The 26314-nt window shown below is 72.5% G+C and carries 23 protein-coding genes; 9 read left to right on the top strand and 14 right to left on the bottom strand.

What is annotated here, in order from left to right:
• Nucleotides 1–148 (top strand): Clp protease N-terminal domain-containing protein (locus tag ACFUEL_RS09925; RefSeq protein WP_380235567.1); only part of this gene is annotated, 148 nt, incomplete at its 5' end.
• A gap of 147 nt (nt 149–295) precedes the next feature.
• Here the strand turns inward: ACFUEL_RS09925 and ACFUEL_RS09920 are convergent.
• The gene (locus ACFUEL_RS09920; protein ID WP_380235563.1) at nt 296–1009 is read right to left on the bottom strand and encodes a type 1 glutamine amidotransferase domain-containing protein; all 714 of its coding nucleotides are present in this window, start codon (nt 1007–1009) and stop codon (nt 296–298) included.
• 128 nt (nt 1010–1137) lie between these two features.
• Nucleotides 1138–2379, bottom strand: coding sequence for an NADH:flavin oxidoreductase/NADH oxidase family protein (locus tag ACFUEL_RS09915; protein ID WP_380235562.1), 1242 nt, complete (start codon nt 2377–2379; stop codon nt 1138–1140).
• A 99-nt stretch (nt 2380–2478) separates the two neighbouring features.
• On the opposite strand from ACFUEL_RS09915, the gene ACFUEL_RS09910 reads away from it, so the two are divergent.
• On the top strand, nt 2479–3054 hold the full coding sequence (locus tag ACFUEL_RS09910) for a TetR/AcrR family transcriptional regulator (RefSeq protein WP_380235561.1): 576 nt from the start codon (nt 2479–2481) through the stop codon (nt 3052–3054).
• Between the two features lie 51 nt (nt 3055–3105).
• On the opposite strand, the gene ACFUEL_RS09905 is transcribed toward ACFUEL_RS09910, so the two are convergent.
• Nucleotides 3106–4446, bottom strand: a complete 1341-nt coding sequence (locus ACFUEL_RS09905) for an MFS transporter (protein WP_380235560.1) — start codon at nt 4444–4446, stop codon at nt 3106–3108.
• Nucleotides 4443–5027: an ArsR/SmtB family transcription factor gene (locus tag ACFUEL_RS09900; protein WP_380235559.1), complete on the bottom strand. Its 585-nt coding sequence runs from the start codon at nt 5025–5027 to the stop codon at nt 4443–4445. The genes ACFUEL_RS09905 and ACFUEL_RS09900 overlap by 4 nt, the downstream gene beginning before the upstream one ends.
• 162 nt (nt 5028–5189) lie before the next feature.
• Between ACFUEL_RS09900 and ACFUEL_RS09895 the strand changes: the two genes are divergently transcribed.
• Complete coding sequence (locus ACFUEL_RS09895) at nt 5190–5813, top strand: GNAT family N-acetyltransferase (protein ID WP_380235558.1); 624 nt, start codon at nt 5190–5192, stop codon at nt 5811–5813.
• On the opposite strand, the gene ACFUEL_RS09890 is transcribed toward ACFUEL_RS09895, so the two are convergent.
• The 6 genes from ACFUEL_RS09890 to ACFUEL_RS09865 all read right to left on the bottom strand — a co-directional run bounded on the left by ACFUEL_RS09890 (nt 5801) and on the right by ACFUEL_RS09865 (nt 17441).
• Complete coding sequence (locus ACFUEL_RS09890; protein WP_380235557.1) at nt 5801–7546, bottom strand: tetratricopeptide repeat protein; 1746 nt, start codon at nt 7544–7546, stop codon at nt 5801–5803. The two genes, ACFUEL_RS09895 and ACFUEL_RS09890, sit on opposite strands and share 13 nt — an antisense overlap.
• Nucleotides 7547–7702: 156 nt before the next feature.
• Nucleotides 7703–8878, bottom strand: coding sequence for a Wadjet anti-phage system protein JetD domain-containing protein (locus ACFUEL_RS09885; RefSeq protein WP_380235565.1), 1176 nt, complete (start codon nt 8876–8878; stop codon nt 7703–7705).
• Nucleotides 8862–13328, bottom strand: coding sequence for a hypothetical protein (locus tag ACFUEL_RS09880; protein ID WP_380235556.1), 4467 nt, complete (start codon nt 13326–13328; stop codon nt 8862–8864). The genes ACFUEL_RS09885 and ACFUEL_RS09880 overlap by 17 nt, the downstream gene beginning before the upstream one ends.
• On the bottom strand, nt 13321–14157 hold the full coding sequence (locus ACFUEL_RS09875) for a hypothetical protein (protein ID WP_380235555.1): 837 nt from the start codon (nt 14155–14157) through the stop codon (nt 13321–13323). Before ACFUEL_RS09875 ends, ACFUEL_RS09880 begins: the two co-directional genes overlap by 8 nt.
• Nucleotides 14154–15605, bottom strand: coding sequence for a hypothetical protein (locus ACFUEL_RS09870; RefSeq protein WP_380235564.1), 1452 nt, complete (start codon nt 15603–15605; stop codon nt 14154–14156). Before ACFUEL_RS09870 ends, ACFUEL_RS09875 begins: the two co-directional genes overlap by 4 nt.
• 657 nt (nt 15606–16262) lie before the next feature.
• A complete protein-coding gene (locus ACFUEL_RS09865) occupies nt 16263–17441 on the bottom strand; it encodes a hypothetical protein (protein WP_380235554.1) in 1179 nt (392 codons plus the stop codon).
• Between the two features lie 343 nt (nt 17442–17784).
• On the opposite strand from ACFUEL_RS09865, the gene ACFUEL_RS09860 reads away from it, so the two are divergent.
• Nucleotides 17785–18432, top strand: a complete 648-nt coding sequence (locus tag ACFUEL_RS09860) for a class I SAM-dependent methyltransferase (RefSeq protein ID WP_380235553.1) — start codon at nt 17785–17787, stop codon at nt 18430–18432.
• A 451-nt stretch (nt 18433–18883) separates the two neighbouring features.
• On the opposite strand, the gene ACFUEL_RS09855 is transcribed toward ACFUEL_RS09860, so the two are convergent.
• A complete protein-coding gene (locus ACFUEL_RS09855) occupies nt 18884–19702 on the bottom strand; it encodes an alpha/beta fold hydrolase (protein WP_380235552.1) in 819 nt (272 codons plus the stop codon).
• 464 nt (nt 19703–20166) lie between these two features.
• On the opposite strand from ACFUEL_RS09855, the gene ACFUEL_RS09850 reads away from it, so the two are divergent.
• Nucleotides 20167–20751, top strand: coding sequence for a hypothetical protein (locus ACFUEL_RS09850; protein WP_380235551.1), 585 nt, complete (start codon nt 20167–20169; stop codon nt 20749–20751).
• Between the two features lie 58 nt (nt 20752–20809).
• Here ACFUEL_RS09850 and ACFUEL_RS09845 read toward each other — a convergent pair whose 3' ends face one another.
• Nucleotides 20810–21364: a helix-turn-helix domain-containing protein gene (locus ACFUEL_RS09845; RefSeq protein ID WP_380235550.1), complete on the bottom strand. Its 555-nt coding sequence runs from the start codon at nt 21362–21364 to the stop codon at nt 20810–20812.
• Nucleotides 21365–21456: 92 nt separating this feature from the next.
• Between ACFUEL_RS09845 and ACFUEL_RS09840 the strand changes: the two genes are divergently transcribed.
• Nucleotides 21457–21951 (top strand): YbaK/EbsC family protein, encoded by a 495-nt coding sequence (locus tag ACFUEL_RS09840; RefSeq protein ID WP_380235549.1) that lies wholly within the window; start codon nt 21457–21459, stop codon nt 21949–21951.
• Between the two features lie 222 nt (nt 21952–22173).
• Nucleotides 22174–22473 (top strand): hypothetical protein, encoded by a 300-nt coding sequence (locus tag ACFUEL_RS09835; RefSeq protein WP_380235548.1) that lies wholly within the window; start codon nt 22174–22176, stop codon nt 22471–22473.
• Between the two features lie 443 nt (nt 22474–22916).
• Here ACFUEL_RS09835 and ACFUEL_RS09830 read toward each other — a convergent pair whose 3' ends face one another.
• On the bottom strand, nt 22917–23564 hold the full coding sequence (locus tag ACFUEL_RS09830; protein WP_380235547.1) for a MarR family winged helix-turn-helix transcriptional regulator: 648 nt from the start codon (nt 23562–23564) through the stop codon (nt 22917–22919).
• Nucleotides 23565–23635: 71 nt separating this feature from the next.
• On the opposite strand from ACFUEL_RS09830, the gene ACFUEL_RS09825 reads away from it, so the two are divergent.
• Nucleotides 23636–24352 (top strand): SDR family NAD(P)-dependent oxidoreductase, encoded by a 717-nt coding sequence (locus ACFUEL_RS09825; protein WP_380235546.1) that lies wholly within the window; start codon nt 23636–23638, stop codon nt 24350–24352.
• 33 nt (nt 24353–24385) lie between these two features.
• Here the strand turns inward: ACFUEL_RS09825 and ACFUEL_RS09820 are convergent, their stop codons facing one another.
• A complete protein-coding gene (locus tag ACFUEL_RS09820) occupies nt 24386–24673 on the bottom strand; it encodes a hypothetical protein (protein ID WP_380235545.1) in 288 nt (95 codons plus the stop codon).
• 148 nt (nt 24674–24821) lie between these two features.
• On the opposite strand from ACFUEL_RS09820, the gene ACFUEL_RS09815 reads away from it, so the two are divergent.
• On the top strand, nt 24822–26240 hold the full coding sequence (locus tag ACFUEL_RS09815; protein ID WP_380235544.1) for a DUF2254 domain-containing protein: 1419 nt from the start codon (nt 24822–24824) through the stop codon (nt 26238–26240).
• Nucleotides 26241–26314 lie beyond the last annotated feature (74 nt).

Below are 26314 nucleotides of genomic sequence, written 5' to 3'. Positions count from 1 at the left end.
CCACAACTACATCGGCACCGAGCACCTGCTGCTCGCCCTGATCGAGCACGAGGACGGCGACGGCGTCCTCACCGGCCTCGGCCTCGACAAGACCGCCGCCGAAACCGAGTTCCTCGCCACCCTGGCCCAACTCCCCAACGGCTCCTGACGATCCACCCCCCCCTGCCCCGCGAGCGGCGGGACCGCCCCGGGACGGGGGACGGCCCCGCCGCTCCCGGCTGTCCGGACCCGCTGCCCCGCGCTCCGGGCGCGGACCGGGCGCGGACCGGGCGGTCACCGGGCGGTCACCGGGCGGTTATCGGCTGGCGAGCGCGGCGAGCAGCTGGGCGGCCAGCCGGGCCGAGGAGGCCGGGTTCTGGCCGGTGTGCAGGTTGCGGTCGGCGGTGGTGAACGGCAGCAGCGGCAGGCGGCCCTTCACGTAGTGGGCGCCCTCGGCGCGCAGGCGGTCCTCCAGCAGCCAGGCGGCCTTGCGGCCGAAGCTGTTCAGCTTCTCCTCGGTGTTGGACAGCGCGGTCATCCGGTACCCGGCGAACGGCCAGGAGCCGTCCGCGTCGCGGGCCGCCAGCAGTGCGGCCGGGGCGTGGCAGAGCAGGCCGAGCGGTCGGCCGGAGCGCAGCGCGCGGGTCAGCAGGGCGCCGGAGACCGGGTCGTGCGAGAGGTCCTCCATCGGGCCGTGGCCGCCCGGGTAGAAGACGGTGTCGAAGTGGTCCGGGTCGACCCCGTCCAGCGCGGTCGGGCGGGCCAGCTCGTCCCGGATCGAGCCCAGGTACCCGGCGACCTCGCGCAGCGTGCGGGGGAGCCCGGCGGTGCGGGACATGCTGAGCCGGTCCAGCGTCGGCGGCCTCCCGCCGGGCGTGGCGAGGGTGATCCGCCAGCCCGCCGCGCTGAACTCCCGGTGCGGGACGGCGAGTTCCTCGCCCCAGTAGCCGGACGGGTGCCGCGTCCCGTCGCGCAGCGTCCAGTGGTCGGCGGCGGAGACGACGAAGAGGGCTCGGCCGGGTGCTGCCATGTCCGTGCTCCTGGGGGAGAGGAGGGGTGTCGGGTCGAAGCTACGGCCGCGCCGGGCGGCGGTGGTCCGTGGCGCGCCGGGGGCCGGTGGGAGGGGGCGTGTCGGTGGGAGGGGGTGCCGGTGCGGGGTCAGGCCGGGCGGCGGGCGGCCAGCCAACTGCGGTAGCGGCGCAGGGCCTTGCGCTGCTGGAGCTGTTCGGCCAGCAGGGCCACGGCGGGGCGGGTGCGCGGCGCGGGGGAGCGGCCGTCGGCCAGCCGGCGCAGCTGGTGGCGCACCAGGGCCATGCTCGCGGCGGAGGCGAGCGCCTTGTCGCGCCAGGTGACCGGGCGCAGTGCGCTGACCGCCTCCGCGCCGGCGGCCCAGCGGCGCGGCAGGTCGGGCGTGACGGCGAGGGCGGTGCCCAGGCCGACCGCGGCGACGCCGCTCGCGAGGACCTGCTCGGCGCTCGCCCGCCGGGTGATGCCGCCGGTGAGCATCAGCGGCAGCGGGCTGGTGCGCACCAGGTCGGCGGCCAGGTCGAGGAAGTACGCCTCCCGGGAGCGGGTGCGCTCGTCGGCGGGGCGGCCGGTCATCGCGGGGCTCTCGTAGCTGCCGCCGGAGAGTTCGACCAGGTCGACGCCGAGCGGGGCGAGCAGGGCGATCACCTTCCGGGCGTCGTCGGTGTCGAAGCCGCCGCGCTGGAAGTCCGCCGAGTTGAGCTTGACCGCGACCGCGAAGGAGGCCGGGACGGCGGCCCGGACGGCCCGCACCACGTCCAGCAGCAGCCCGGCGCGTCCGGCGGGGGATCCGCCCCAGGCGTCGGTGCGGGTGTTGACCAGCGGGGAGAGGAACTGCGAGAGCAGGTAGCCGTGCGCGGCGTGGATCTCCACCCCGTCGAACCCGGCCTCGGCGGCGCGCCGGGCGGTGGTGGCGAAGCGCTCCACGGTGGCGTCGATCTGATCGGGCGTCATGGCGCTGGGGCGGCCGAAGCGCCCGCTGTGCCGCCCGAGGTCCACGCCCCGTTCGGTGGGGCCCCACACCACGCCCGGGAGTCCGGACGGAACCTGCCGCCCGGGGTGGTTGACCTGCATCCACACCGCGCTGCCGCCGGACTTCGCGGCCCGGGCCCACGCGGCGAACGGCTCCAGCGGCGCCGCGTCGTCCAGCACCACGCCGCCGGGGCCGGTGAGCGCCTCGGCGTGCACCATCACGTTGCCGGTGATCAGCAGCCCGCTGCCGCCGGCCGACCAGGCGCGGTAGAGGTCGAACAGCCGCCGGTCCGGGAGCTGGCCCTCGCCGGCCAGGTTCTCCTCCATCGCGGCCTTGGCGATCCGGTTGGGCAGGACCGCGCCCGAGGCCAGGCGCAGTGGCGTGAACAGGTCGTCCGCCATCGGAAGGTTCTCCTCGTCCTCGACTGTCCGACTAGAATGTTTGCACCACTCACATTAGGCGGACGATGTGAGCGCCGCAAACATCAGGGAGCGTGACGCATGCCACCCAGGACCGGCCCCTACCACCACGGCGACCTGCGCGCCGCCTGCCTGCGCGCCGCGCACGAACTCCTGGAGGAGGACGGCAGCGCCGCCCTCTCGCTGCGCGCCGTCGCCCGCCGGGCCGGCGTCTCGGCCACCGCCCCCTACCGCCACTTCGCCGACCGCGACGCGCTGCTCTCCGCCGTCGCCGCCCAGGGCTACCGCGACCTCGCCGCCCGACTCGCCGCCGCCGGCCCCGCCCCGCGCGACGCCGCCGCCCTGGCCGACGTCGCCGCCGCCTACGTCCGCTTCGCGACCGACCGGCCCGCCCTGTTCCGGGTGATGTTCGCCGAACCCTGCGACCCCGCCGACCCCGAGCGCGCCGCCGCGACCGCCGCCATGTGGGAGTACGTCCACGGGATCGTCCGCGGAGCCTTCCCCGGCGCCGACCCCGGACCGACGGCCACCGCCGTCTGGGGCCTGGTCCACGGCCTGGCCTTCCTCCACCTCGACGGCAAGCTCGACGCCACCGACCCCGCGGCCACCGACACCCGCGTCCGCACAGCGGTCCGCGCCCTGCTCGGCGCGGGTTGAACGCCGCGCCCGACCCGGCAGCCGGGCGTGCGTCGGGCCCGCGGGGCCGGGTCAGCCGCCGGTGGGCAGGTCCCGGACGCGGCCGAGCGGCCCCCGGTGCAGGCGGAGGGCCGCCAGGAGCAGCAGGGCCGCACTGAGCCAGAGCGCGGCGCGGGGGCCGGCGGTCGCCGAGACGGCTCCGCCGAGCAGCGCGCCGAGCGGCAGGGTGGCGTGGTTGAGCGTCATCACGGAGCTGACGACCCGGGACAACAGCGGTGCGGGGACGCGGCGTTGGCGGAAGGTCGCGAAGACGACGCCGCCCGCCACCACCCCTGCCGCCAGCACCGCCGACCCCAGGACGACCGGCGCCACCCCCGCCCCCGGCCGGGCCAGCGGGAGCAGCGCCGCGAACGGGACGGCCACCAGCTGGACGGCCGCCGTGCCGCGCGCCGTCCCCCAGCGCCGCCCCACCGGCCCGGCCAGCGCCGCCCCCGCCACCCCGCCCAGCGCCGAGAGCGCCGCCAGCGGCCCCACCAGCCCCGTCCCGACCCGCAGTTCGCGCACCAGGTACGGCACCAGGACGGCCTGGCCGACCGCCAGCGCCAGGTTCGCCGTCGCCCCGTACGCGGTGACCGCCCGCAGGTACGGGTCGCGCAGGACGTACCGGAACCCCGAGGCGACCTGGGCGCGCAGCGGGCCGTCCGCCTCCCGTCCGGCGGCTTCCGGTCCGCCCGGTCCGCCCGGTCCGCCCGGTCCGCCCGGAGTGGCCGGGCCGTTCGGGGCGGTCGCCGGGCGGGTGCGGATCAGCAGCAGGGACAGCGCCGAGCAGAGGAACGTCAGCGCGTCCGCGAGCAGCCCCGAGCGGGCGCCGAAGGACTGCGCGGCCGGGCCCGCCAGCGCCGGGCCGACCAGCTGGGCGAGTGAAGTGCCGCCCTGGAGGCGGGCGTTGGCGGAGGTCAGGCGTTCGGCGGCGACCAGTTCGGGCAGGTGGGCCTGGAACGCGGCCTGGAAGAACACCCCGCCCGTCCCGGCCAGCAGCGCCACCGCCAGCAGGTACCCGGGCGTCAGCGCCCCGCACCGGCCCGCCAGCGGGACGCTCGCCAGCAGCGCCGCCGACGCCAGGTCGCAGCCGACCATCACCCGCCGGCGCGGCCACCGGCCCACCCACACCCCCGCGGGCAGGCCCAGCAGCAGCCACGGCAGCCACACCGCCGCCGCCAGCAGGCCCACCAGTGCGGGGCCCGCGTCCAGGTCCACCACCGCGACCAGCGGCAGCGCCACCGCGGTGACCGCGCTGCCCGCCGCGCTGACCGTCCGGCCCGCCAGCAGCAGTCGTAAGTCCCGCCGCTCCCGGGCGAGTTGGGCCGAGTCGGCAGCGGCGGTGTCCGTACCGGTGGTGGGGGCGGAGGTCACGGTGCGGCGGGCACCGTGTGCCCGACCACCAGCACCGGTTCGCGCGCCGCGCCGTCGTCCGGCATCGTCCGGGCCGCCCAGGAGTCGAGCAGCGCCAGCAGTTGCGCGTTGAACTCCCGCGCCTCCTCGGGCGTCAGCCGCAGCCAGGTCTCGGCCGACATCGCGCACCCCTCCCGCCACGGCTCCGGATACCCGGCGCTGCGCCCCGCCCAGCTCCGCAGCAGCGCGAACTGCCGTTCCAGCAGCAGCGATCCGGCCGCCTCGTGGGCCGCCGCCGAGGCCGGGTCGCCGGTGAAGTCCCCGCGCGCCCAGCGGACTTCGGGCGCCACCAGCCGCCACCAGCTCTCCCGCCGGTCACGTGCCAACTCCGGTGCCCCGGTGACGAGTCCGGCCCCGGCCAGCACCCGCAGGTGGTGGCTGACGCTGCCCACCGCCTCGCCCGAGCGCTCGGCCAGCAGGCCGACGGTGGCCGGCCCGTGCACCTTCAGCAGGTCCAGCAGCCGCTGCCGGAGCGGGTGGGCGAGGGCGGAGAGGGCGCGCGCGTCGGTGACCCGCCGGGTGGCGGGGGAGTCGTCGGTCATGCGGGGAACGTACAAGGGGAATCGTACAAATACAAGAGTACAAGAGTTCTTGTGTATCTCGGCATGCCCCAATGTCCGCACCGCGAAACTCCGTTGACGCCGCGACGGTCACCCGGTTCGCTGCTGCCTGAAGATCACTCCGGTCCGAGGGAAGGGGCAGGCATGGCGTACCGACTTCAGGGCCCGGTGCTGGAGGGCACCCGGGTGCGGCTGGAACCGCTGGAGCAGCGGCACGCGGCGGAGTTGGCGCAGGCCGCGGAGGAGGGCCGGGACAGCTACGGGTTCACCTGGGTGCCGCGCGCCGACGAGGTCGCCGACTACATCACCACCCAGCACGGGCGCGTCGCCACCGGCCGGCTCGCCCCGTACGCGCAGATCTCGCTGGCCACCGGCCGGGCCGTCGGCGCCACCGCCTTCTGGGAGCCGCGCACCCTGCCCGACACCGAGGTGCTGTACGCCGTCGAGGTCGGCTTCACCTGGCTCGCCGCGTCCGCCCAGGGCTCCGGCATCAACGCCGAGTCCAAGCTGCTGTTGTTCCAGCACGCCTTCGAGCAGTGGAACGTCCGCCGGGTCGACCTCAAGACCGACGCCCGCAACGAGCGCTCCCGCGCCGCCATCGCCTCCGTCGGCGCCCGCTTCGAGGGCGTCCTGCGCAACTGGTCGCGCTCCTGGGCCCCCGGCGAGGACGGCGCCCTGCGGGACGCGGCGATCTTCTCGATCACCGACGACGAGTGGCCGCAGGTCAAGACCGCCCTCCAGGAGCGCGTCGCCCATTACCAGAACTGACGGTGGGCGGGCGGCGGTGCTCCCCGAAGGTGGGCTTCCAGCGCTTCCACGCTCGCCAGGGTGTCCGGGTGCTGCTTGCCCAGTGCCGCTGTCCGACCTGCGACCGCCGCCTCGAAGCGCTGCTTCGCCAACTCGTCCTGGCCGCTCTCCGCGTAGGCGAAGGCGAGTTGGTGCAGGGTGGACAGCGTGTCGGGGTGGTCGGCGCCCAGAAAGCCGGTCTGGGCGCCGAGGATCTCCAGCAACTCGTTCACCGGCTTCACCGTGTGGCGAAAGGCCAACCGCACCGCGGCCTTGAGGGAGCGGATCCGGTGCGCCAACTGGTCGTGCTGCCCGGCCTCGGCGCTTTCCAGCAGCACGGTCAGGGCGGCGAGGAGGGGCCGGCCACGATCGGTGCAGGGGATGGCCAAGAGCATGGTCAGTGCGCTGGAGATGGTGTCGGGGTGATGTTCCCCCTGTAGTTGCCGACGGCACCGGTAGGCGGTGGCGGCATAACGCCAGGCCCGTGGATCTTCGATCCGGCGGGCGGCTTGGGAGAGGAGGTCGAGCAGGCGTAGTCGAACCTGCAACGGTACGCCGGGCGAGTTGGGTTGACCCGCTCGCCAACTGGTGCGGAGCGCCGACAGTCGATCGTAGGCTTCTCGGTAGCGACCCTGGAGCAGCAGATAACCGGCCGCCCCGAGCAGGCAGAAACGGCTCTGGAGGGAGACCATGTTCACCGGGTCCACTGCCAGGAGCGGTTCCAGGCACTCAGCCCAGCGGGCCCGGTCGGACCACTTGACTTCGCCTTCGTTGACCGGAAGCCGGTTCAATAGCATGGATTCGGCGATACCCGAAACTCGGGGAAGAAGGTCGGCGCCGAACAGGAAAAGCGTCAGATCGCTTTTCAGTGCTGTCATTTCGAAGTGGTCTTCAAACTGTTGTACGAGTCCATGCCGTTCCAGGGATCGGTATTCCTTGCGGATCCGATAAGGGGCAGGTGGTTGCCGGTCCGCCGGGAGGGTGAGGACCGCCGGACGCCACAGGGAATTCTGTGGCTGGGTGCTTGGGTTCGGAACCGTAAACGGTTTGCCGCGCATGACGGCAAGTGCTCCCAAGAGGTCCAGCGACAAAGGGCTGATGGGTGGTGCGAGGGCCGATAGATATTTCTCGTATTCAGCCAAGAGCGATGATGAATAATCGTCGATTGTTTTTTCGTCGAAGACGAAAGCAGGATACTCCCTGGAAAGTCGCAGGAAATTTTCGACGGACAGGCCGCGACGGAGGAAGGGAATGGCGTGTGCGAGCGCCAGCGGAATGTCGTCGAGGTACTCGGCGGCCTGCTCGGCGTCCCTGTCGGACAGGCCCCTGACGGAATGCGTCAGGTACTCGATCGACTGGGAACGGGTGAAGACTCCGATCCGCACGATGCGATCCGGTGGCGACCAAAGACTGCCGTGGCGGGAGGTGGCGACGACCCGGACCCCGGAGTCCCGCAGGGCCTGCGGAATGTCATCGGGCCCGAGATCGATGGTTGGCAGCAGGACAACGGGCCGTGGTAGCCGGCGGAGTCCGGATGTCACGAAATTCTCCAACTGCCATGTCAGGTCGCCGATCGGCCCCGGAGCCCAGGGGTAGGGCCACAACTGTCTGGCTGTGAGCGCGGCGGACACTTCCTGGTGGAGCAGGGAGCTTTTCCCGACTCCGATTCCTCCGACCAGTGCAACCACAGAAGCGTGTTCGAGGTTGGACAGCACGTCTAGGACGGGCTGCGGGCGATCAATCCGGATCCGGACCTGATGCGATCGGATCGGCCTCATGAGGTGCGTTCCTCCGTGGATCTGCCGGCCGACGCGCTGTGGTTCCTGCGGGGCCGGGTGAGTGGTGAACGAGGTCGGGGGACTGGGGTTACGTCAGCGCATGTCCGCGTACCAGTCCGTTTCGGTGCTGAGGTGATCGAGGCTGACCCATTCCTGGGCGAGCCGTTCGCCGCGCAGCAGCAGGGCCTCGGCTCGTACGCGGTGCTGGGGAGCGAGCCAGTCGGTGATCCGACGGGCCTCCGCGGGAGCGATCCGCGCCTCCTTGGGCATGGCCTTCCCGGGACGGCCGTGACGCAGCAACATGTCGTACAGGCCGACCGCCGGCCGGATGGAGTCCAACCACGGAAGTCTCCGCCGGAGTGCTCCCAGCGGGATGCGCAGCCCGGTGGCGTCAAGGTCGCCGAAATACACGACATGGGAGATCCCGTCCCGCCGATCGAGGCTGCCGATGGAGGCAGTGAAGGTGTTTCCGATGCCCCAGGCCACGTGACCGAGGCCGTGGTCGATGTGCTTGAGCATGTGGGAGACCGACCAGTACGTCGTGGCGTTCTCGATCACCAGGAGGCCGCGGCCCGGTCCGGTCCGGTGGTACCCGCTCTCCTCGTCCAGGGGGACGGTGTCGAACGCGCGGGTGAGCAGCGGAGGATCCACCTGGAAGGCGTTGATCAAGCGCATCAGTTGCGTCGGATCGGACAGCATCGGCTTGGGCTTCAAGTCGTCGAAGACCTTCTCCCCGGGGTGCTTGGCCTGTTGGAAGAACGGGTCCCCACCGAAGATCTTCAATGCCCTTTCGCGGATGGGCAACGCGAGTCCGGTCGGCGCGCCGAGGAACCAGTTGTTCATCGCCGAATAGGCGGCACGGATGGGAGGGGTGGTGTAGTGCCTCCCCCAGTACGGCGAGGCCCACGACATGGCGCTGTGCCACACCGGTTCGGGGGGAACTGTTCGCGCGGTGGAACGGAACGGCATCAGCTGTACCTCGAGCGGCAGCGGTGACTTCTCCTTGTCCGTCCTGGACTTGGAGTAGATCACCTTCCGGTGGGCCTTGAGTTCCTCCAGGTACTCCATGAGGAGATCCCGGAGGTAGCTGCGCTGGAGCTCCGGCGGGAGGGAGACTTCCCGGCCCGCGGCGAGGAGGTCCTTGGCGGTCAAGGTCGTGCGCCGGGTGCCGGTCCATCCGGCTTCCGCGGCCCGGGCGCGCAGCTTCTCCAGCAACTTTGCCGCCTGCTTGCCCGGTTCCTCCTGGGGCGGGTCACTCCGTTCCGTCATCACCGGCACCCTTTTCCTTGGAGAAGTACCGGGCCGCGCTGATGATGCTGTGTCCGTCGGATCGGACCAGTTGCTCGTCCAAGTAGCGGCCGAAGACGTCCTCCACTGAGAGGTACTTTCGTTTGGCGCGAATGTCCGCGTCGTTCCGCATCCTGATGACCAGGGGAAAAGCATCCAGCACGGTGGTGTCGAAGAGTCCGGTGGTATAGACGAGTTGAACGCCGAGGGCGGTCGCGATCGACTGCTGCAGCCGCAGCAGGTAGGCGGCGGAGGCTCGTCCGATCGGATTGTCCAGGAAGAGCGTGCCGGAATGGTGGTTCCCCATGCGGCCGCGGTCGTTCGCGCGGAGCGCTGCCATGGTGCAGTAGAGGATGATCGCGGTGGTGAGGATCTGTCCGCCGGAGAACACCGATCGGATTTCCGAGACGGGGACCCGTTCGGTGCGCAACACCGCGTCCGGTTTGAGGATGGAGACCGTGAACCCCTCCGGAGCGGCAGCACTCGCCACTCCGCGGAGAATCATGGAGTTTCCGGAGCGGCGTAGCTCACGGCCCGATTCGAGGGCCTTCACCGTTTCCTGGGCGAGGTCGTCGACGATCTCGCCCATTCGGTCGCGGAGCACTGCTTCCTCCGGTTCCTTGAACCTGATCTGCAGGAACTTTTCTCCGGACCAGTCGCCCAGCCCCTTGGGCAGACGGGAGAACCGCTGGGCGCGCTTCAGGATCTGCAGTGCCTCGCTGACCTGCTGCGCGAACTGGTTGACGATCTGGGTGCGGTGCCGGTCGATCTTCGACAAGTCATCGGTCAGCGATCGGAGTCGACGGGTCATGGCGGAGGCCCACTCCGCGGCGAAGCCGGGCAGTTCGCCGCGATCCGTGTTCAGCATGATCTGATGGCTGGCCGTTCCCAACAGGAGGAACCGCTGTTGCCCGGCGTGCCGGGCGAGGCTGTCGGCCTGCTTCCGCTCGGCATCCTGCGCGGTGGCCGCGCGCCGCTTGGCCTCGTCGTAAATTTCCCGGGCCGTACGGTGCCGTGACCGCGCGACTTCAAGGTCCCCTTCGAAGGGTTGGGCGTCGATCAATTCGGCAGGCTCAGCGGCAGCGAACTCCGGCCATTCGGTATGAAACGTGGTGAATGACCGATGGGATTCCTTGGCCCCGCTCAATGCGTTCCCCAACTGGACCTTATGGGCCTCCATCTCCCGCACGGTCTGAGCGGCCGCATCACGTGCGGACTTCGCCTCGGTGATCTGCCGAATGCCGTGGGAGATGTGTCGCGGCTGTTCGAACGGGAAGAGGTCGACCGCCTGGGCGGGAGCCGGGAGGCGTTCGTACTCCTCACGGCGGACGGCCAGTTTGGCCTGCAATTGGGCGGCACGCTTGGCGAGTTCCGGAGCGGCCAGCTCGGCGAGCCGGGACGCCGCCTCGCGGGAGGCGTGGTCGGTGCCTTCGGGTGAGGCGAGCAACTCGTGGGCGCGTTCCCGTACATCGAGCGGCCAATGCTTGAACTGGGCATCCAGCTTGGTGCTCTCCTGCTCCGCCCGACGGAGATCGACCATCAACTGGTCGCCGACAGAAGCCCGTAGGTAGGTTTCGACGGCGCTCGTGTGGATGCTCCGCAGTACCTCCAGCGGCTCGGTGGGCTGCTGGTCCGCAGGAACGGGAGCGACCGACCCGAGAGTTGTCGACTCCTCGGCGAGTCGACTCACCGAAGCGCGGTGCCCGTCGGCCTTCCGCACCAGGGCGGCGGCTTGGGCCCGGAACCCTGCGGCGGATTCCTCGGCCGCGCGTGCGATGCCGCGTTCTTGTTCCGCCGCGGTCCTCTCCCGTACGACGACCGCCTGCCAAGCGGGGATCTTCGCTTCCCGCGCGGCGAGTTCGGCGAGTTGATCGACTGCCTTCTCCAAGCCGGGTTGAGCCGACCGCAACGGTTTTACAGCGGCTCTTACCGCAGTGCGCCGCTGGCCGACCTGGTCGAGAGCTCCCTGCAGCGCCTTCACCTCCAGCTCACCGGAGGCCGCCTGTTCGGTGGCTGTGCTCAGTTCCGTCTGCAGTTCGGTGAGCCGACCGGGAGGGAACGCTTTGCGCCACTCCCGGAGTCTTACCAGGAGGGCGGCGGCGGAGTCCCGGTACGTCGAGCGTTCGGTCAACAGCTGCTGCCGACGGGCGTGTTGCTGCTGCAGCCGTCGGCGTTCGGCGTCGGCGGCCCGCTCGTCGTAGAGCGCGGGGTGCGGAGGGACGACGAAATCCACGCCACCGGGGGGCGAAGGTTCCGCAGCCATGGCCGCGGTGGTGCTGATCGGCAGATAGCCGATCGGGTGCAGTTCGCTCGCCCCGAGCAGTTCCTCGGCCCTGGGCAGTTGCGTCGGATCGTTGAGCAGTACACCGACGGCGAGGTGCGGCAGTTTCTCGGCCAGGGCACGACGCCGGCCCACATCGGAGATCGCGGCCAGGTACTGCCAACCAGTCCACGCGGTGATTCCTTCCTCCGCCAGGGATCTCCGTGCCTGGACGGCGTCCGGTCCAGCGGGCAGCAGTTCGTTGGTCTCCAGTGCGGTGCGCCGGGGCTCGTCCTGTTCGTCGGCCACCCGCAGCTTGACGATCGTTCCGACGGCTTTCTCGTGTGCTTCGACGAGTGCGGTGATCAGCGTGTCGGCCGCCGTGTCCAGTGCATCCGCGGGATAGCCCAGCAACTCGGTGAACGCCGGATCGGTGCGGAGCGCGTCGGTGCGGGTGCTCGCTTCGGTGAAATCGCGGTCGGCGTTGTCACGGCGCCGGACCTGGTCGGCATGCCGGGCCTGGCCGGCTTGCAGGGCGAGCAGCGCCTGCTGGTGGTCCTGTTCCAACTGGTCGTCCTCGGCCTCCAGCACAGTGATCCGGACGGTGTTGGCTTCTGCCGCCGCTGTTGCCTGTTCCAAGGCCGTGGAGACCGGAGTGGCGATCGGGAGCAGCCCTGACGCGGTGGCGGCGTCAATGGCCTCCCGAGCTTCGAGGACGAGTTTCTCGGTTGCCGCAGCTGTCGAGTCGTGCCCGGCGGCCCGACCGACAGCCTGGTTGTAGCCGTCCTGAGCGGCCACCGCTTGCTCGGCGGCCTCTGCCGCCGACTTTTCAGCGGTTTCGGCCTGGCGGACCAGCGTTCGAGTAGCGGTGTCCAGTGCTGCGGCAAGCCGTGATGCGGCGTGGTCACGGGCGATCAGGGCAGGCCGGGCGGCCTCCTCGGCGGCCTCGACCACGGCCCGCATGTCTTTGAGGCGCTGTTCGGAGGCGAGGTGCTCGAGCAGCACGGGCATGATCTCCCAGGCTTTGGCGGTCCGTGCGGCCAAGGCGGATTCCTGTTCTGCTTTCGCACAGTCGCCGGCCGCCTCTTCCAGCCTCAGACCCGCGACCAGGCGTTCCAGTTCTGCTGTCACCGCGCAGAGGTCGGAGTACTCCTGCTGCTCCTGGGCGAGGTCGACGCCGAGCTGCCCGATATCGACGTTCAGCCTTTGGACGGCTTCCGCTTCGGCCGTGGCCCGTGCTTCCAGACGCTTCAGGAGTACGGCCATCTCCCGGGCCGCGCCGCGCTTGTGCCGTCTGGCTTCTTCGGCATCGCTCCGTGCGCGGGCCAGTTCGGTGAGAATGCCGACGGATCCCTCGACGAAGTCGCGTTCCAGAACCAGTTGGCCGCGTCGGCTCACCTGACCCGCGTAGGTGTCGAGCAGTTCAGCGAGATGGCGGGGTGGATCGGTGGGCAGCACGGCGTTCAACAGGAACGTGACGAACGCGGCGCTGCTGGCGAAGGAGAACGCCTCGGCGGCTTCGCCCTCGTCGGCGTTCATGCTGCGTTGGTAGCGGAAGAGCTCCGGGTCGAGCCCGAGTTCGGTGAGGCGGTCCGTCCACTCCCTGTGCCGGTCGAACTGGTCGTACTCCATTCCTGGATCGCTGTCGGCGACCTTGAGCGCCTCCAGGTAGGAGGCCAGACGGAGGTAGCGGTTGTCGTCGGCAGTAGGCAGGTTCTCCAAGTCGAGGGCGGCGGTGGGGCGGAAGTGGTACCACCGTTCGACGAGGTTGCGGGAATCGGAGCTTGGCCTCAGGTCTCTCCATTCGGAGACCTTGCCGGTGACCAGTCGCCGCCCGCTTCGCACGTGGGTCCATTCGAGCACGATGTGAGCAGTGTCGCCTTCCAGGACGAACCGCTCCAGAACGCCGCCGGCCGCCGAGCCGAGGGCGTTCCGGCGCCCGGGTAGGACGACGGAGAAGATCAGCTTCAGCAGGACCGATTTGCCGCCGCCGTTTTCGAGGAACAGCACGGTCGCGGGTGAGGGGCGTCTGGCGGTTGTTCCGGCTCCGAAGAACGTCAACTGGTCGTCCGCCACCGGGCGGCCGACCCCGCTGAGGTCGAGCAGCACGTCCTGGTAACGGGCTCCGGCCGGTCCGACGGACCTGAGCAGGACCCGGGAGAGTTCATACATCGGTGTTCACCTGCGCCGAACTGTCGATCGTCGTGTCCTGGAGCATGCCGACCCGCAGGGATCCTTCCGGTTCGGCGAGAGCGGGTACGACTTCCAGGTTCAGCAACTCCTGGAAGGCCGAGGTGGAAGCCAGTTCGCGGATCTGGACGGTGTAGCGAGGCGTGCTGCGGTAGACGATCTCGCCGTCGACTTCCGCGAGCTCCACCAGCAGACCCTGTTCGGTGAGGAACTTCAGCACTCGGCTGATGATGCTGGTGGTGGAGTTCAACGACGCGCGCTTGTCCTTGGTGCTGGACACTGGAGGCCGCCGTGAGTACGCGCGCCAGGCGCGCTCCAGCTCGGGGGTGTCGGTGGGAGCATCGAGGGAGTGTTCGACCTGCTCGGAGCGGGACTTGAGCTTGCGGCAGATCTCTCGGACGGTCTGGTCCACGACGCGAGCGGTGACCCGTCCCGTGTACTCGTCGTCGGCCAGGTCGGCAGGACGCGGATAGACCAGCGCGGCCACGGCGAGGTGGATGATGCCGTGCAGCACCCGCTCATTGGGTTTCTGCGTGGCCACCGAACGGGAGTAGTCCTCCATCCGGATCTCGAACACGGAGCCCTCGGTGGAGGCAAGCACCACACCGGTCTCGGCGGACACCTTGACCACGCGCAGGCCGAGACCGGCCGCGATACGTGCGGCCAGGAGCTGGAAGCCATCGTCCTCCCGGTGCCGCCTCACCAGGTCCTGGTAGTCGGCGTCCTGAGTGGGGTGGTACCTCGGCCGTAGACCGAAAGCGATCAACTGCGCAGCTTCCTCCGCGTCGTCGGCGTTCGTGCGGTGGATCATGAGGGGGTCTCCTCGTCGGCGAGGCCGTCGGTGTCGTGCGAGTCCGCATCGTCCGGGGGACCAAGTAGCGCGATCTGAAGCAGCAGGTCGTCCCCGCCGAACCGAGGGGTGTCGAACTCGTCGCCGGTCCGGACGGCGATCAGTGCATGGGGGTCCCCTCGGTCGATGTGCTGGCCGATCTGAGGGCTGAACGCGTGAACCGCGCGGTGCAGCAGGAGCGCGGCGGTGGCGGGCGAGATTTCCTCGGCCTCCGCCAGCAGCCGGCTCAGTCGGCGGGGCCGACGGTGCAGACTGAGAAGCGCATCGGTGGTGTTCCAGTCATCGACCGAGAACGGGGCGTGATCCTCGGCGCGTTGGATCTCCGGTTCGGGGATCTCGCTTCCGAGGCGCTGCCGCTCGGGCGCCGGCCGGAGCAGACGGGTGACGAACGACGGGAGGCTCAGCGCGGACGTCCGCTTCAAACCCCCGGCGTCACGGAAGAAACTGGTCCCGAGCTCCACCGCGTCCCGGATCGGGAGGCCGAGCATCGGCGTCAGCAACTGTCCGTGCAGGTCGATCGTGGCCGTCCGGGGAGGCTCGACGAATTGCTGCCTGTCCTGTTCCGAACGGAACAGCTCGCCGGCGGTGAGCAGCCGCTTCTGCAACTGCATGTGGCGCCGGATGCAGTCACGGACGATCACCACCAGTTCGGCGGCCCGCTGTTTGTGCTGCTCGTCGTCCGACTGGTCGCGCGCCTCGCTGATGTTGGTCAGGATGTGATGCTCGGCGTTGTAGCGCTGCTCGATGTGGTCGAGGGCATCGCCGAGCAACAGCGGAACCTCGTGCTCCCAGTCCACGGCCCGGACGTTGCGGGTGGTGGCCTCGAGGAGTTGGCGGAGCATTTCTCCGTACTGCACGGTACGGTACCTGGCCTGCTCGGCTGCCATTTTGGCCTCCGCCAGCCGACCGCGTTTGATCAAGTTCTCGAGCTTGACCTCAGCCGCGATCTGAGCGGATTGCACATCGGTGTCGAGCGCCCCGACCAGGACGTTGATGGCTTCGTCGGTGGCGCGGAGGTAGATCCTGTTGTCGGAGCCGGCCCGTTCCACCAGCAGGTTGAACTCGAACGTGAAGCGCTGGTAGACACCGTTGCTGTCCACCGTGCCGTAGACCTGGCTGAAACTGCGGTCCACCGTCCCGACGTTGATCAGGCGCTGCAGAACATGAAGGGCGATCTTGTGGTGTTCGTCGTCCGACCGGGCAGGAGCTTGAAGTGCGACGAAGCGCGCCGTCTGGCTCAGCACACGATCCTGATCGGCACCGGAGTCGAAGTCCATCGAAACGGTGACCTGGTCGATGGTGTGCAGCGCGACTTCGGCGAGCTGGTAGATCTCCGCATCGGCCCAGCGCAGGCTGCCCTTGTTGTCGTCCAGGGCTTGCAACGGGGCCGTGCAGGCAAGCGCCTTCATCCGGCGCGCCAAGCCCTCGTCCCAGGAGTTCTTCGGCGAGGGGTTCTTGCTGTCGAACACGGAACGACACGTTAGTCACACAGTTGGGTGGGCGGTGCCGAAGATGCGGAAAGTTCAGGCTTGTAGGCGAAATTGGCAACAGGAAACCCGATCAATGTGGGCATAAGGGGAGCCGAAGCCAGTGGATCGGCGTGGTGTTCCTGTGTCCGGCCAAGCTGATCGGCAAGCAGGCAGGCGGAGGGACGCTCCGGAGGAGCGGTGTCTGTGGGGAGACCGGCTCACTTCCCGTGCGGAGGAGGCGGGTTGGCCGGGCCGGGCGGCGGCGGGGGCGCCCCGCCCATCCCGCTCGGCTTGCCGGACGGAGACTTCTGCGGTGCCACGGAAACCCTCCTCGGAGTAGGTGGCCCCCTTTTCCGGAACTGCCACCACCGGATCGTTCCCCCATGGGGTTCCCACCGGGCGCGCGGTCCACGCCCACCGGCCGCGCCCCGCCCACCGGCCGCTGCCGCGGCGCACGCGGTCGGCGGCAGCGGCCAGTGGGCGGGCGCCGTGGTCGAGCGGTGTGGAACTCGCGGACGGGGGACGGCGCGAACGCCACCTCGCGGGGTCCGGCCTCGGCGGGACGGTCCCGCGCGCGGTGGCGCCCCCGGCGGTCGGTCAGGGGGTCGTCGGGGCGGCCCACTGGTGTGCCGTGCCCTGGTGCAGGGCGGCGTAGACGCGGTCGCGCAGCGTGTTGGCGTCGCTGTCGGTGAGGGTGCGCTCCAGGGGGCGCAGGACGACCTTGACCAGCAGGTTGTGCTGGTCGGGGCGGGCGCCGAGGCGGGCCAGGGCCTGCGGCGGGAGGTCGCGGCAGGGGGTGGCGGAGAGGATCTCGACGCTCTCCACGCAGTCCGCGTCCGCGCCGAGGGCGTCCCGGACCCGGTCGCCGAGGTCCTCGGCGAGGTCGTCGGCGCCGTCCACTGCGACGGACAGGTCACGGCGCACCGCGGGCAGCGCCGAGACCGGCCGGTACGGGGACAGGTCGGCGAGCTGGGCGGCGACGGCGGGGGCGGTGGAGCGCAGCAGTCGGATGTCCGGGACGCCCTTGAGCAGCATCAGCACCCGGTCCAGCCCCATGCCGAGCGCCAGCCCGCTCCACTCCGGCCCCAGCCCGGCCCCGGCCAGCACCCCGGGGTGCGCGAGCCCGCACTCGGCGACCTCCACCCACGCGCCGTCGTCCCCGCCCGCCGCCACGTCCAGTTGGCGCCCCGCCAGGGTGTACGGGTGGACCCGCTCCTCGGTGCGGTACCCGGCGCCCGGCAGCAGCGCCCCGGCGAGCGCGTCGATCATGCCGGTCAGGTCCGCCGGCCCGGTCGGGGTCGGACGGCGGGTCAGGTACCACAGGTCCAGCTGGTGCGGGGTGCCGCTGTGCAGCCGGTCGATGCTGTCGCGCCGGTACACCAGGCCGGGGCAGACCAGCAGCACGCTCTCCGGCGCGGCCGCCCCCTCGGCCGCCAGCGCCCGCAGCGCGCCCGGCACCAGCGCGCTGGAGTGGCTGCGCAGCATCCGCCGGCCGTCGACGTAGCGGGTGTAGCGGGCGTCCCGAGTGACGTCGTCCGCACGGTAGTTGAGGTGGTCGTAGTTGTCGGCGACGCTCACCACCCGCTCGCCCCGGTGCACCCGGACCGGGCAGTTCCAGCGATCGGCCAGCGCGGCCACCGCGCGCTCGACGACCAGCTGCAGGGCGTGCGGCCCGGCGGCCGGGTCGGTCAGGTCGCGGACGGCGAGGTCACGGGCGAGCTGCTCGGGGGAGAGGAGGCGGACGGTGGCGGCACCGGAGGCAGGAGGAATGGACACGGCGTGCTCCAGACAGAACGGATCGGGACGGATCGGAACGGGGCGAAGAGGGGGACAGCACACCCCCCGGCCCCTGGGCACGACCCGCCGCCGGGCCGACCCGATCCACCGAACTCCCTACCGGCGCAACCGAACCCGCCCCCTGCGGCACCCATCGGGAGCCGGGGGGCCGGTAAATCGGCGAGAGATCGCGACGACGGCCATGCCCGGAGTCTAGAACCCCCGCCCCGCCCGCCCGCAACCCGTTTTCCGGCCCGGCGGGCGGCTGTGGTTGGCTGGAGCCTCCGCAACGCGGACGCGGGTGCGGACGCGGGGGACGGGTACGGACACGGGGACGGTGGCGATGGCGGCAACGGGCGACGGCGTCGGCGTCGGCTCGGCGTACGACGGGGTGGCAGAGCTGTACGCCACCCTCTTCCGTGGCGAACTCGCCGGGAAGGAAGGGGAGTTGGCGGCGATCCGGCAGCTGGTCGCGGCGCCCCCGGTGATCGGGCGCGGCCTGCCGGTGGGCGACCTCGGCTGCGGGCCGGGGGAGGCGACCGAACTGCTCGCCGGACTCGGCGTCCGCGCGTTCGGGCTGGACCTCTCGGTCGGCATGCTGGCCCAGGCCCAACTGGCCCGCCCCGGGCACCCGTTCGTGCGGGGCACGCTGACGGCGCTGCCGCTCGCCGACGGCAGCCTCGGCGCGATCCTCGCCCGCTACTCGCTGATCCACCTCCCGCCCGCGCAACTCCCTTCCGTGCTGGCCGAGTTGCGCCGCGTCCTGGCTCCGGGCGGACTGCTGCTGACCGGCTTCTTCGCCGCCGACCCCACCCTCGGCGACACCGACCGCCCCGTCCCCTTCGATCACAAGGTCACCACCGCCCACCGCTGGCCGATCGACACCCTCGCCGCCCTCTTCCGCGAGGCCGGCTTCACCGAGACCGCCCGCACCCTGCGCGCCCCGCTCCCCGGCGAGCGCTTCCCGCAGGGCACCCTGCTGCTCACCTGAGCCCGCTGTTCACCTGAGCCCGCTGCCCGCTGCCCGCTGCCCGCCGTCCGCCGCATGCTGCCCCGGATCACCAACACCCCCTGCTGGGCGGCCAGTTCCCCAGCCGAGGGGCGAACTGTCCGGTGCGCGGTCGGTGTTGCCGGAACTCCTCGGTTGGGACGAGGGCCGCCATCCCCCGCGCCCCGCGAGTCGTGCCACTTGCAGTGATTGCGCCGTCAACCCGTGGGCCGGGAGCACGAGTTCGACGATGACGCTCTTGCCGACCCACTGCCCGGCCCACTGCGTGCCGCCCATCCGCAGCGTGCGGTCCGGAGTGCCGTGCGGATCCTGGATGTTCGTCGGCACCGGTTCCTCTTCCTTCCGGTCGGGTGCGTCCCCGGGGAAGAGCCTCCGGATCCGGCCAGCAGAATCGCAGTCCTGTTCCGGGGAGTCGAACAGCCGTAGGGCGGGATCAGGGGGAGGGGACGTCGCGCAGCAACTCGGCGATCAGGCGGTGCAGTTCGGCCGGTTGGTCCAGGTGCACGTCGTGGCCGGCGTCCAGCAGGCTGACCGCGCGGACCTCCGGGCGCAGGGACAGCATCCGGTCCGTCTCGGCGGGCGGGATGATGCCGCGGCGGCCGAGTACCAGCAGGGTCGGGCAGGTCAGCGCGGCCCAGTCGTCCCAGTGGTCGCGGGCGGCGAGCGGGGCCATCGAGTCGACCATCACCTCGAGGTCGAAGCGCGGCCACCAGCCGTCCGGGCGCTGCTCCAGGCCGTCCGCCCAGGCTTCGCCGGCCGGGCCGCCGCCGAAGAACCCGACCGCCGCGGCCCGGTCCGGGAAGGGCAGCGGCCAGTTCCGGAGCAGGCCGCCGATCTGCTCGGGCGCGTCCTCGGAGCGTCCGGCGGCGGCCTCGACCAGTACCAGGGCGCCGAACCGGTCCGGGTGCGCGGCGGCGGCCAGCAGCGCGGTGTGGCCGCCGAGCGACTGCCCGACCAGCAGCGGCCGCTCCAACCCGAGCCGGTCCGCGACGGCCAGCACGTCGGCCACGTACGCCTCCCGCCCGACGCTTGCCGGACGCCGGGTGGAACGTCCGTGCCCGCGCTGGTCCACCGCCACCACCCGGTGCCCGGGTGCCAGTGCCCCGGCCAGCGCGTCCCACTCGCCCGCATGCCCCGCCAGCCCGTGCAGCAGCAGCACCGGCCGCCCGGCCGGATCGCCCGCCCAGTCCCGGCAGTGCAACTCGACGTCCTCCCGGAGCACCGTACGCGGCTTCCAGCGCCTGCCCGTCACCCGTTCCCCCCTGCTGTCACCCGTTTCCCGGTGCCTGCACCGGCCCCGGCCGCCGCGGGCACGGTCGCCCCGGTGGCTCGGGTGGCTTCGACGGCAGAGGATCGCACGCGGGCCGGGCCATGATCAATACCCGTCGGTGGTCGGCTCGCCCCCGGTCCGCGGGGGTATGCCCGCCGCCCCCGGATCCTCCTGCGGGCGTGCGGGACGGACCGGCCGGTGCGACAAGCACCTGTGCCGACACCGCACCGGCCCCGGCCGCCGCGGGCGCGGTCGCCCCGGTGGCCACCGTGGCTCTGGCGGCAGAAGACCATACGCGGGCCGGGCCATGATCAATACCCGTCGGTGGTCGGCTCGCCCTCGGCCCGCGGGGGTATGCCCGCCGCCCCCGGATCCTCCTGCGGGCGTGCGGGACGGACCGGCCGGTGCGACAGCATGGGGGCGACCACCGTGCCGCAGGAGGAGCGATGAGACGACGGACGCTGCTGGGGGTGGCGCTGGCGGGGGCGGTCGGCGTCACCGTGGGGCCCCGGGCGCTCGGTGCCGCCCTCACGGTGGCCCTGCCGAGCGACCACGGAGTGCGCGAACGGGCGGAGAACGAGCGGCAGTTGGAGGAGACGGGTTCGAGCCTGGTCTCCACCGGAGTGCGCACCGACACCGAGCCGATGGCCCGGCTGTTCGACCGGTTCGGGGCGATCGGGGAGGCGCACTGGGTCCTGGAGGCCCCCGGCCCGGCGCACCAGGCGCTCCGGGCGGTCGGCGAGGCCAGGGTCTACGCGCTGCTGCGGCTGCCCGCCGGGCAGGTCACCGCACTGCTTCGCGGCAAGGAGCTCGAACCGGCCGGGCCACTGCCGTTCCGCGACCACGACCGTCCCGCCGCCGACGGTCGCACCCCGCACGCGCTGGCCGCCTTCGCCCCGGCCGGGGCGCTCTGGGAGGGCACCCGGGGCTACTCCTGGACGTCGAACGCCGAGGGCCACGCCGTCCGCTTCGACCGTTCCTCCGACACCGTCCACGTGATGGCGAACCAGCCGCAGGTGCCGCTGGCCTGACGGCCCGCCGGCACCCGCGCCTCCCGCGCCTCCCGTGCCTCCCGTGCTTCCCGCGTTCTCAGCCGTGCGGGTAGCGCACCACCAGTACCGCCTCGACGTCCTGCGCCACCGCCTCGTAGCAGTGCGGGAGGTCCGCCGCCCAGGTGTGGTGCCCGCCCGCGGTGACCGTCACGGGTGACGCCGCGGCACCGACCAGCGCGGTGCCCGACAGGACCACCAGGTGCTCCACCGTCCCCGGCGGGTGGGCCGCCGAACGCCGCACCCCGCCGGGCCGGATCCGGATCCGGTACGTCTCCGAGACCGCCGCCGCGTCCTCGGACCGGTCCAGCAGCACGGCGTCCAGCACCTGCCCCGAGAACCGGGCGCCCCGCTCGGGTTCCTGCAGTGCGGTGCTGAGCGGCAGGCCCAGCGCGGTGGTCAGCGCGTACAGCGTCTCCAGCGTCGGGTTGCGGGAACCCGACTCCAGCCCCGACAGGGTGGCCTTGCCGACGCCCGAATGCCGGGCCAGCTCGGACAGGGAGAGACCGCGGGCGGTGCGCAGTTCGCGCAGGCGCAGCCCGATCCGGGCGGAGAGCTCGCTGCTGCTCTGAGCCGGTTGATCCGTTGCTCGCATGCGGGCTATCGTTCCACAAACGGAACGTTCCGTATATGGAACGTTCCGTCGATGGAACGCGCGCATTCCGACGCAACCTCGAGGAGTCCTCCGTGGAACCGGCAGAATCCACCACCACCCTCCCCGCCCGCAGCGCCCAGGTCGCGGCCGCCCTCACCGCCGCCGGCATCCCCGGCACCGTCCGCGAACTCTCCGACTCCGCCCGCACCGCCGCCGAGGCCGCCGCCGCGCTCGGCTGCGAGATCGGCGCGATCGCCAACAGCCTGGTCTTCCTCTCCGACGGCGAGCCCGTGCTCGTCCTCACCAGCGGCCGCCACCGGGTGGACACCGCGGCCCTCGCCGCCCGCTGGGGCCGCGGCCCGCTGCGCCGGGCCACCCCCGAGCAGGTCCGGGAGGCCACCGGCCAGGCCATCGGCGGCGTCGCCCCCACCGGCCACCCCCGCTCGCTGCCTACTGTGGTCGACCAGGCGCTCACCGACTACCCCCAGGTCTGGGCCGCGGCCGGCACCCCGCACACGGTGTTCCCCACCACCGCCGAGGAACTGCTCCGCCTCACCACCGGCACCCTCCTCCCGGTCGGCCCCTGAATCCCGCCCCGCCCCCGCCGACCTGTTGCCACCAGCCCCACCCGCCTCCGGGGTGTTCGGCCCGCCGCGGCCCCACCCGCCTCAGCCCCGCGTGCCCACGCGGGCAGCCCTCCGGAGAGCCCCCACGGGCGCCGGGCCCGGCCGGGTCGAGCGCGTGGCGGGCCGCCCCGCCCCCTGCGGCGGCGCGAGGGTGTCCGGCTGACCGCGACCGGGCGGCTGGTCATGCACCGCGCGGCAGCCGTGCCGACGGAGATCGAGGCCGTCGCCCGCGAACCGTCCGGAGATCCCCGGTCGGGCGGCACCGTACAGCTGCGCCGGATGCCCGGTACGGGGGCGACCCTGGTCCCGTGCGCCTGGGCCGCGCTGCGGCGCGACGACCCGGACGGTCGCGCGGTCGGCCGGGAGGGGGCCGCCCCGGTATCGACGCGAGCCCTGTGGGCGGGCAGCACCGGCCTCGCGCCGCTCTCCTCGACGCCGCCGTTGCGCGTCCCGACGACGAGTCGCGCCCGCCGGCACTGCTGACCTCACCGGACGAGCCCTGCGCCCGGCCCGCCGGCCCGCCGGCCCGTCGGCCACCCGCCGGCCCACGGGGGCCACCTCGACGTCGCCACCCTGACCGGACAGCGCCGGCTCGCCGGCTCGCCGGACCGTGCCGACCCCCTGCTCGGGGTGTGGCCCGGTCTGGAGGAACATCCGCGAGACCGCCCGCACCACCCGCCACCTGACGGCCAAGCCGCACCTGGTCGCCGGAGGCTGCGGGCACCCCGCCGTCTCCGCCGCGACGGCCGACGTGGTCCCGCCCGGCCGACGTGGTCCCGCCCGGCTTCCGGGGCCTGCCCGTGCGCGGCGGCCTCCGGGAGGTTCGCCTCCCCGCTCCGCCCCCGCCTCGCCGCCGCCCTTGCCCCGGCCCACACCGACCGGCCGCCCCGCCCTGCCGGGCCGCTCCCGGCCGACGGTCCGTCACGTCACTCCGGGTCGCGGCCGATCCGCCCGTGCAGGTCGGTGAGCAGCCGGTCGAGCAGGGTGGCGAGCGTGCCGCGCTCGGCGGGGGAGAGGCCGGTGACCAGCTGCGCCTCCCGGCCCAGGACGGCGTCCACCGAGTGCTCGACGAGCGCGTGGCCCTCCGCGGTGAGCGCGACCAGGACGGCCCGCCCGCCCTCCGGGGCGGGGGAGCGGCGCACCAGGCCCTCCCGCTCGGCCCGCGCCACCCGCTGCGAGATCGCTCCCGCGGTGACCAGCGTCCGCCGGGTCAACTCCCGGGTCGTCAGCTCGTACGGGGCTCCGGCGCGGCGCAGCACGGCCAGCAGGTCGAGGGTGGCCGCGTCGATCCCGGCCGCGCGCAGCACCCGGTTGCGGTCGTCCGCGAAGAGCTTGGCGAGCTGCCAGACCGGCGTGACGATCTCGATCGAGTCGGTCGGCGTCCCGGGCCGCTCCCGCTGCCACGCCGCGGCGATCGCAGCGGCCGAGTGCGCCTCCGGCGCCCAGCCCCCGGCCCCGCCGCCAGTCCCGCTCCCGCCAGTCCCGCTCCCGCCGCCGGTCCCGCTTCCGGTCCCGCTTCCGTCCCCCTCTTCTGACCCGTCCCCGTCCCCGCCCCCGCTGGTCGGTTCCGCCATGGGCTTGCCTCCTGCCGCTCCTGAGCTATGTTTAGTGCTAAACGTACCAGCCGCAACCGCAGGAGGACGCAGTGACCCGTACCGTGCTCGTCACCGGAGGCACCAGCGGCATCGGCCGCGCCGTCGCGGCCCGGTTCGCCGCCGACGGAGCCGAGGTGCACCTGACCGGACGGCGGGCGGAGGCGGTGGAGCGGACGGCGGCGGAACTCGGCGCGCACGGGGTGGTCTGCGACGCGACCGACCCGGTGGCCGCCGCCGCACTGGCCGCCCGCTTCGAGCGGCTGGACGTGCTGGTCAACGCCGCCGGCGGCCTGCCCGCCGGGCCCGCCGCCACCGGCAGCCCGCTCGGCGACCTGCTCGCCGTCTGGCAGGCCAACCTCGCGCAGAACCTGCTCGGCGCCGTCCTCACCACGGAGGCGGTGCGCCCCGTCCTGGCCCCGGGCGGCACGGTGATCAGCCTGGGCTCGATCGGCGCCGAGCGGCGCGGCGGCTCGTACGGGGCCGCGAAGGCCGCCCTCGCGGCCTGGAACGCCGCGCTGTCGGCGGAGTTGGCACCCCGCGGGGTCAGCTGCAACGTCATCGCGGCGGGCTACGTCGAGGGCACCGCCTTCTTCGGCGGGGCCCTCCCGGAGGAGCGCCGCCGCGCGCTGATCGAGGAGACCCACGACGGCCGCCCCGGCACCGTCGAGGACATCGCCGCCACCGCGCACTTCCTCGCCTCGCCCGGGGCCCGCCACCTCACCGGCCAGACCCTGCACGTCAACGGCGGTGCGCACACCACCCGTTGACGTACGGGGCAGCGAGGCAGCGGGGCGGCGGGGTCAGACGCCCTGACCGATCTCCTTCTCGCGGTCGCGCAGCAGCTTCGCGGCGTCCTTGAGGCGGGAGCGCGTCGCCCGCGTGTACCGGTTGTCGTACCGGCGCTCCACCGCGATGTCCGCGAGTTCCTGCAACGACTCCACTACGGCCGCCAGCGACCCCAGCAGGTAGCGCTCCTCGGCCTCCGGGAGGCCGCCCCGCTCGCCCCGCAGCGGGGCGACCACCTCGTCCCGGAGCTTGTCCCGCGTCTCGTCCAGCCCGGTCACGGCCTTCTGCAGCTCGGCGTCCATGCCCGCTCCTCTCCGCCGCGGACGGCCGGACGCCGCCCCCGTCCGCGTGATCTACCCGTTTCCGGATCACCGCATCCACCGGGAGAGATCCCCCGACGCCCCCGCGTCCCTCCCGGGCGCCGCCCCCACCCGCCGTTAGCCTGGCCCGATGAGCAGCGGGCCGGGCGGCGGGCAGGCGGACGGACGGGACGGGCAGGAGGACGGGCGGAGCGGCTGGCAGCAGGGCGGCTGGCAGCAGGGCGCGCAGCAGGGCGCACCGCACCCGGCCAAGCGCCGGCGGCCGCGCTACCGCGCCCTGTCGCCGCTGCGCGAGCACCTGCGCGAGGCGTTCTGGTTCGCCCCGCTGCTGACCTGCGTCGGCGCGGTGCTGCTCGCCGGGTTCACCGACCTGCTCGACCGGGAGATCTTCGCCGAGGCGTCCGCCGCCGAGGCCGCCGACACCCTGCTGTCGTTCAGCTCGGCCGCCAAGAGCGTCGTCTCCACCGTCAGTTCGGCGATGCTGACCTTCATCGGCGTGGTGTTCTCCATCTCGCTGGTCTCGCTGCAGATGGGCGCCAGCCAGTTCAGCCCCCGGGTGCTGCGCCTGTACGTGCGCAGCCGCCTGATCAAGGCGACCTTCGCGACCTGCCTGGCCACCTTCGTCTACACCCTGCTCGTCCAGCTCGGCTACGACGACACCAGCGACCCGACCCGCGCGGTGTCCGTCCCGATCGTCTCCACGGTCGTCGCGCTCGCCATGGTGATGCTCAGCCTGGCCCTGTTCGTGCTGTACGTGCAGGCCACGATGCGCCTGCTGCGGGTGCCGCACGTGATCGACCGGGTCACCCGGGAGTCCCTGCACGTGCTCCAGGACTACCGCTGGCTGGCGCCCGAACTCGGCCCGACGCCCGGCGCCGTCCCGCCGGGCCGGGTGCTGCTGCACGAGGGCCGCGGCGGCGTCCTGCGGGACGTCAACATCCGCTGGCTGATCCGGGTCGCCCGGCGGCACGGCACCGTGCTGTACCAGGTGCCGCGGATCGGCGACTTCATCGCGCCCGGCACCCCGACCGTGGTCGTGGTCGGCGGCACCCCGCCCCGGCCGCGCCGGATCACCACCGCGCTGAACGTCGGCGTCGACCGCACCATGCACCAGGACCTCAGCTTCGGCTTCCGCCAGCTCGTCGACATCGCCATCCGCGCCCTCTCCCCGGCGATCAACGACCCCACCACCGCCGTCCAGGCCGTCGACCGGATCCACCAGCTGCTCGCCGTCCTCGCCCCCGTCCACCTCGGCGAGCTGCGCCACCGGGACAAGGACGGCGCGGTCCGGCTGGTCCAGCCGGTGCCGGGGTGGGAGGCCACCGTCGACCTGGCGTTCACCGAGATCCGGATCTGCGGCGCCGGCCAGCCCCAGGTCACCCGCCGCCTCGCCGCCGCCCTCGACGACCTGCTGCGGATCACCCCCGAACAGCGCCGCGCCCCGCTGCTGCTCCAGCGCACGCTGCTCGAACGCGCCGTCGCCGCTTCCGTCCCCGACGAGGACGACCGCGCCTTCGCCCTGGCCCCCGACCGCCAGGGCATCGGCTGACCGGCCTGCCCTGCCCCGCCCCGCCCCGCCCCGCCACACCACGCCAGGACGCGAAACCGCCCGGAACGGGGAGC

Origin of the sequence: Kitasatospora sp. NPDC057198 (assembly GCF_042670125.1) — a bacterium.
Classification (GTDB): domain Bacteria; phylum Actinomycetota; class Actinomycetes; order Streptomycetales; family Streptomycetaceae; genus Kitasatospora.
The sequence above is the reverse complement of the archived record's forward strand: the minus strand, read 5'-3'. Positions and strand labels throughout refer to the sequence as shown.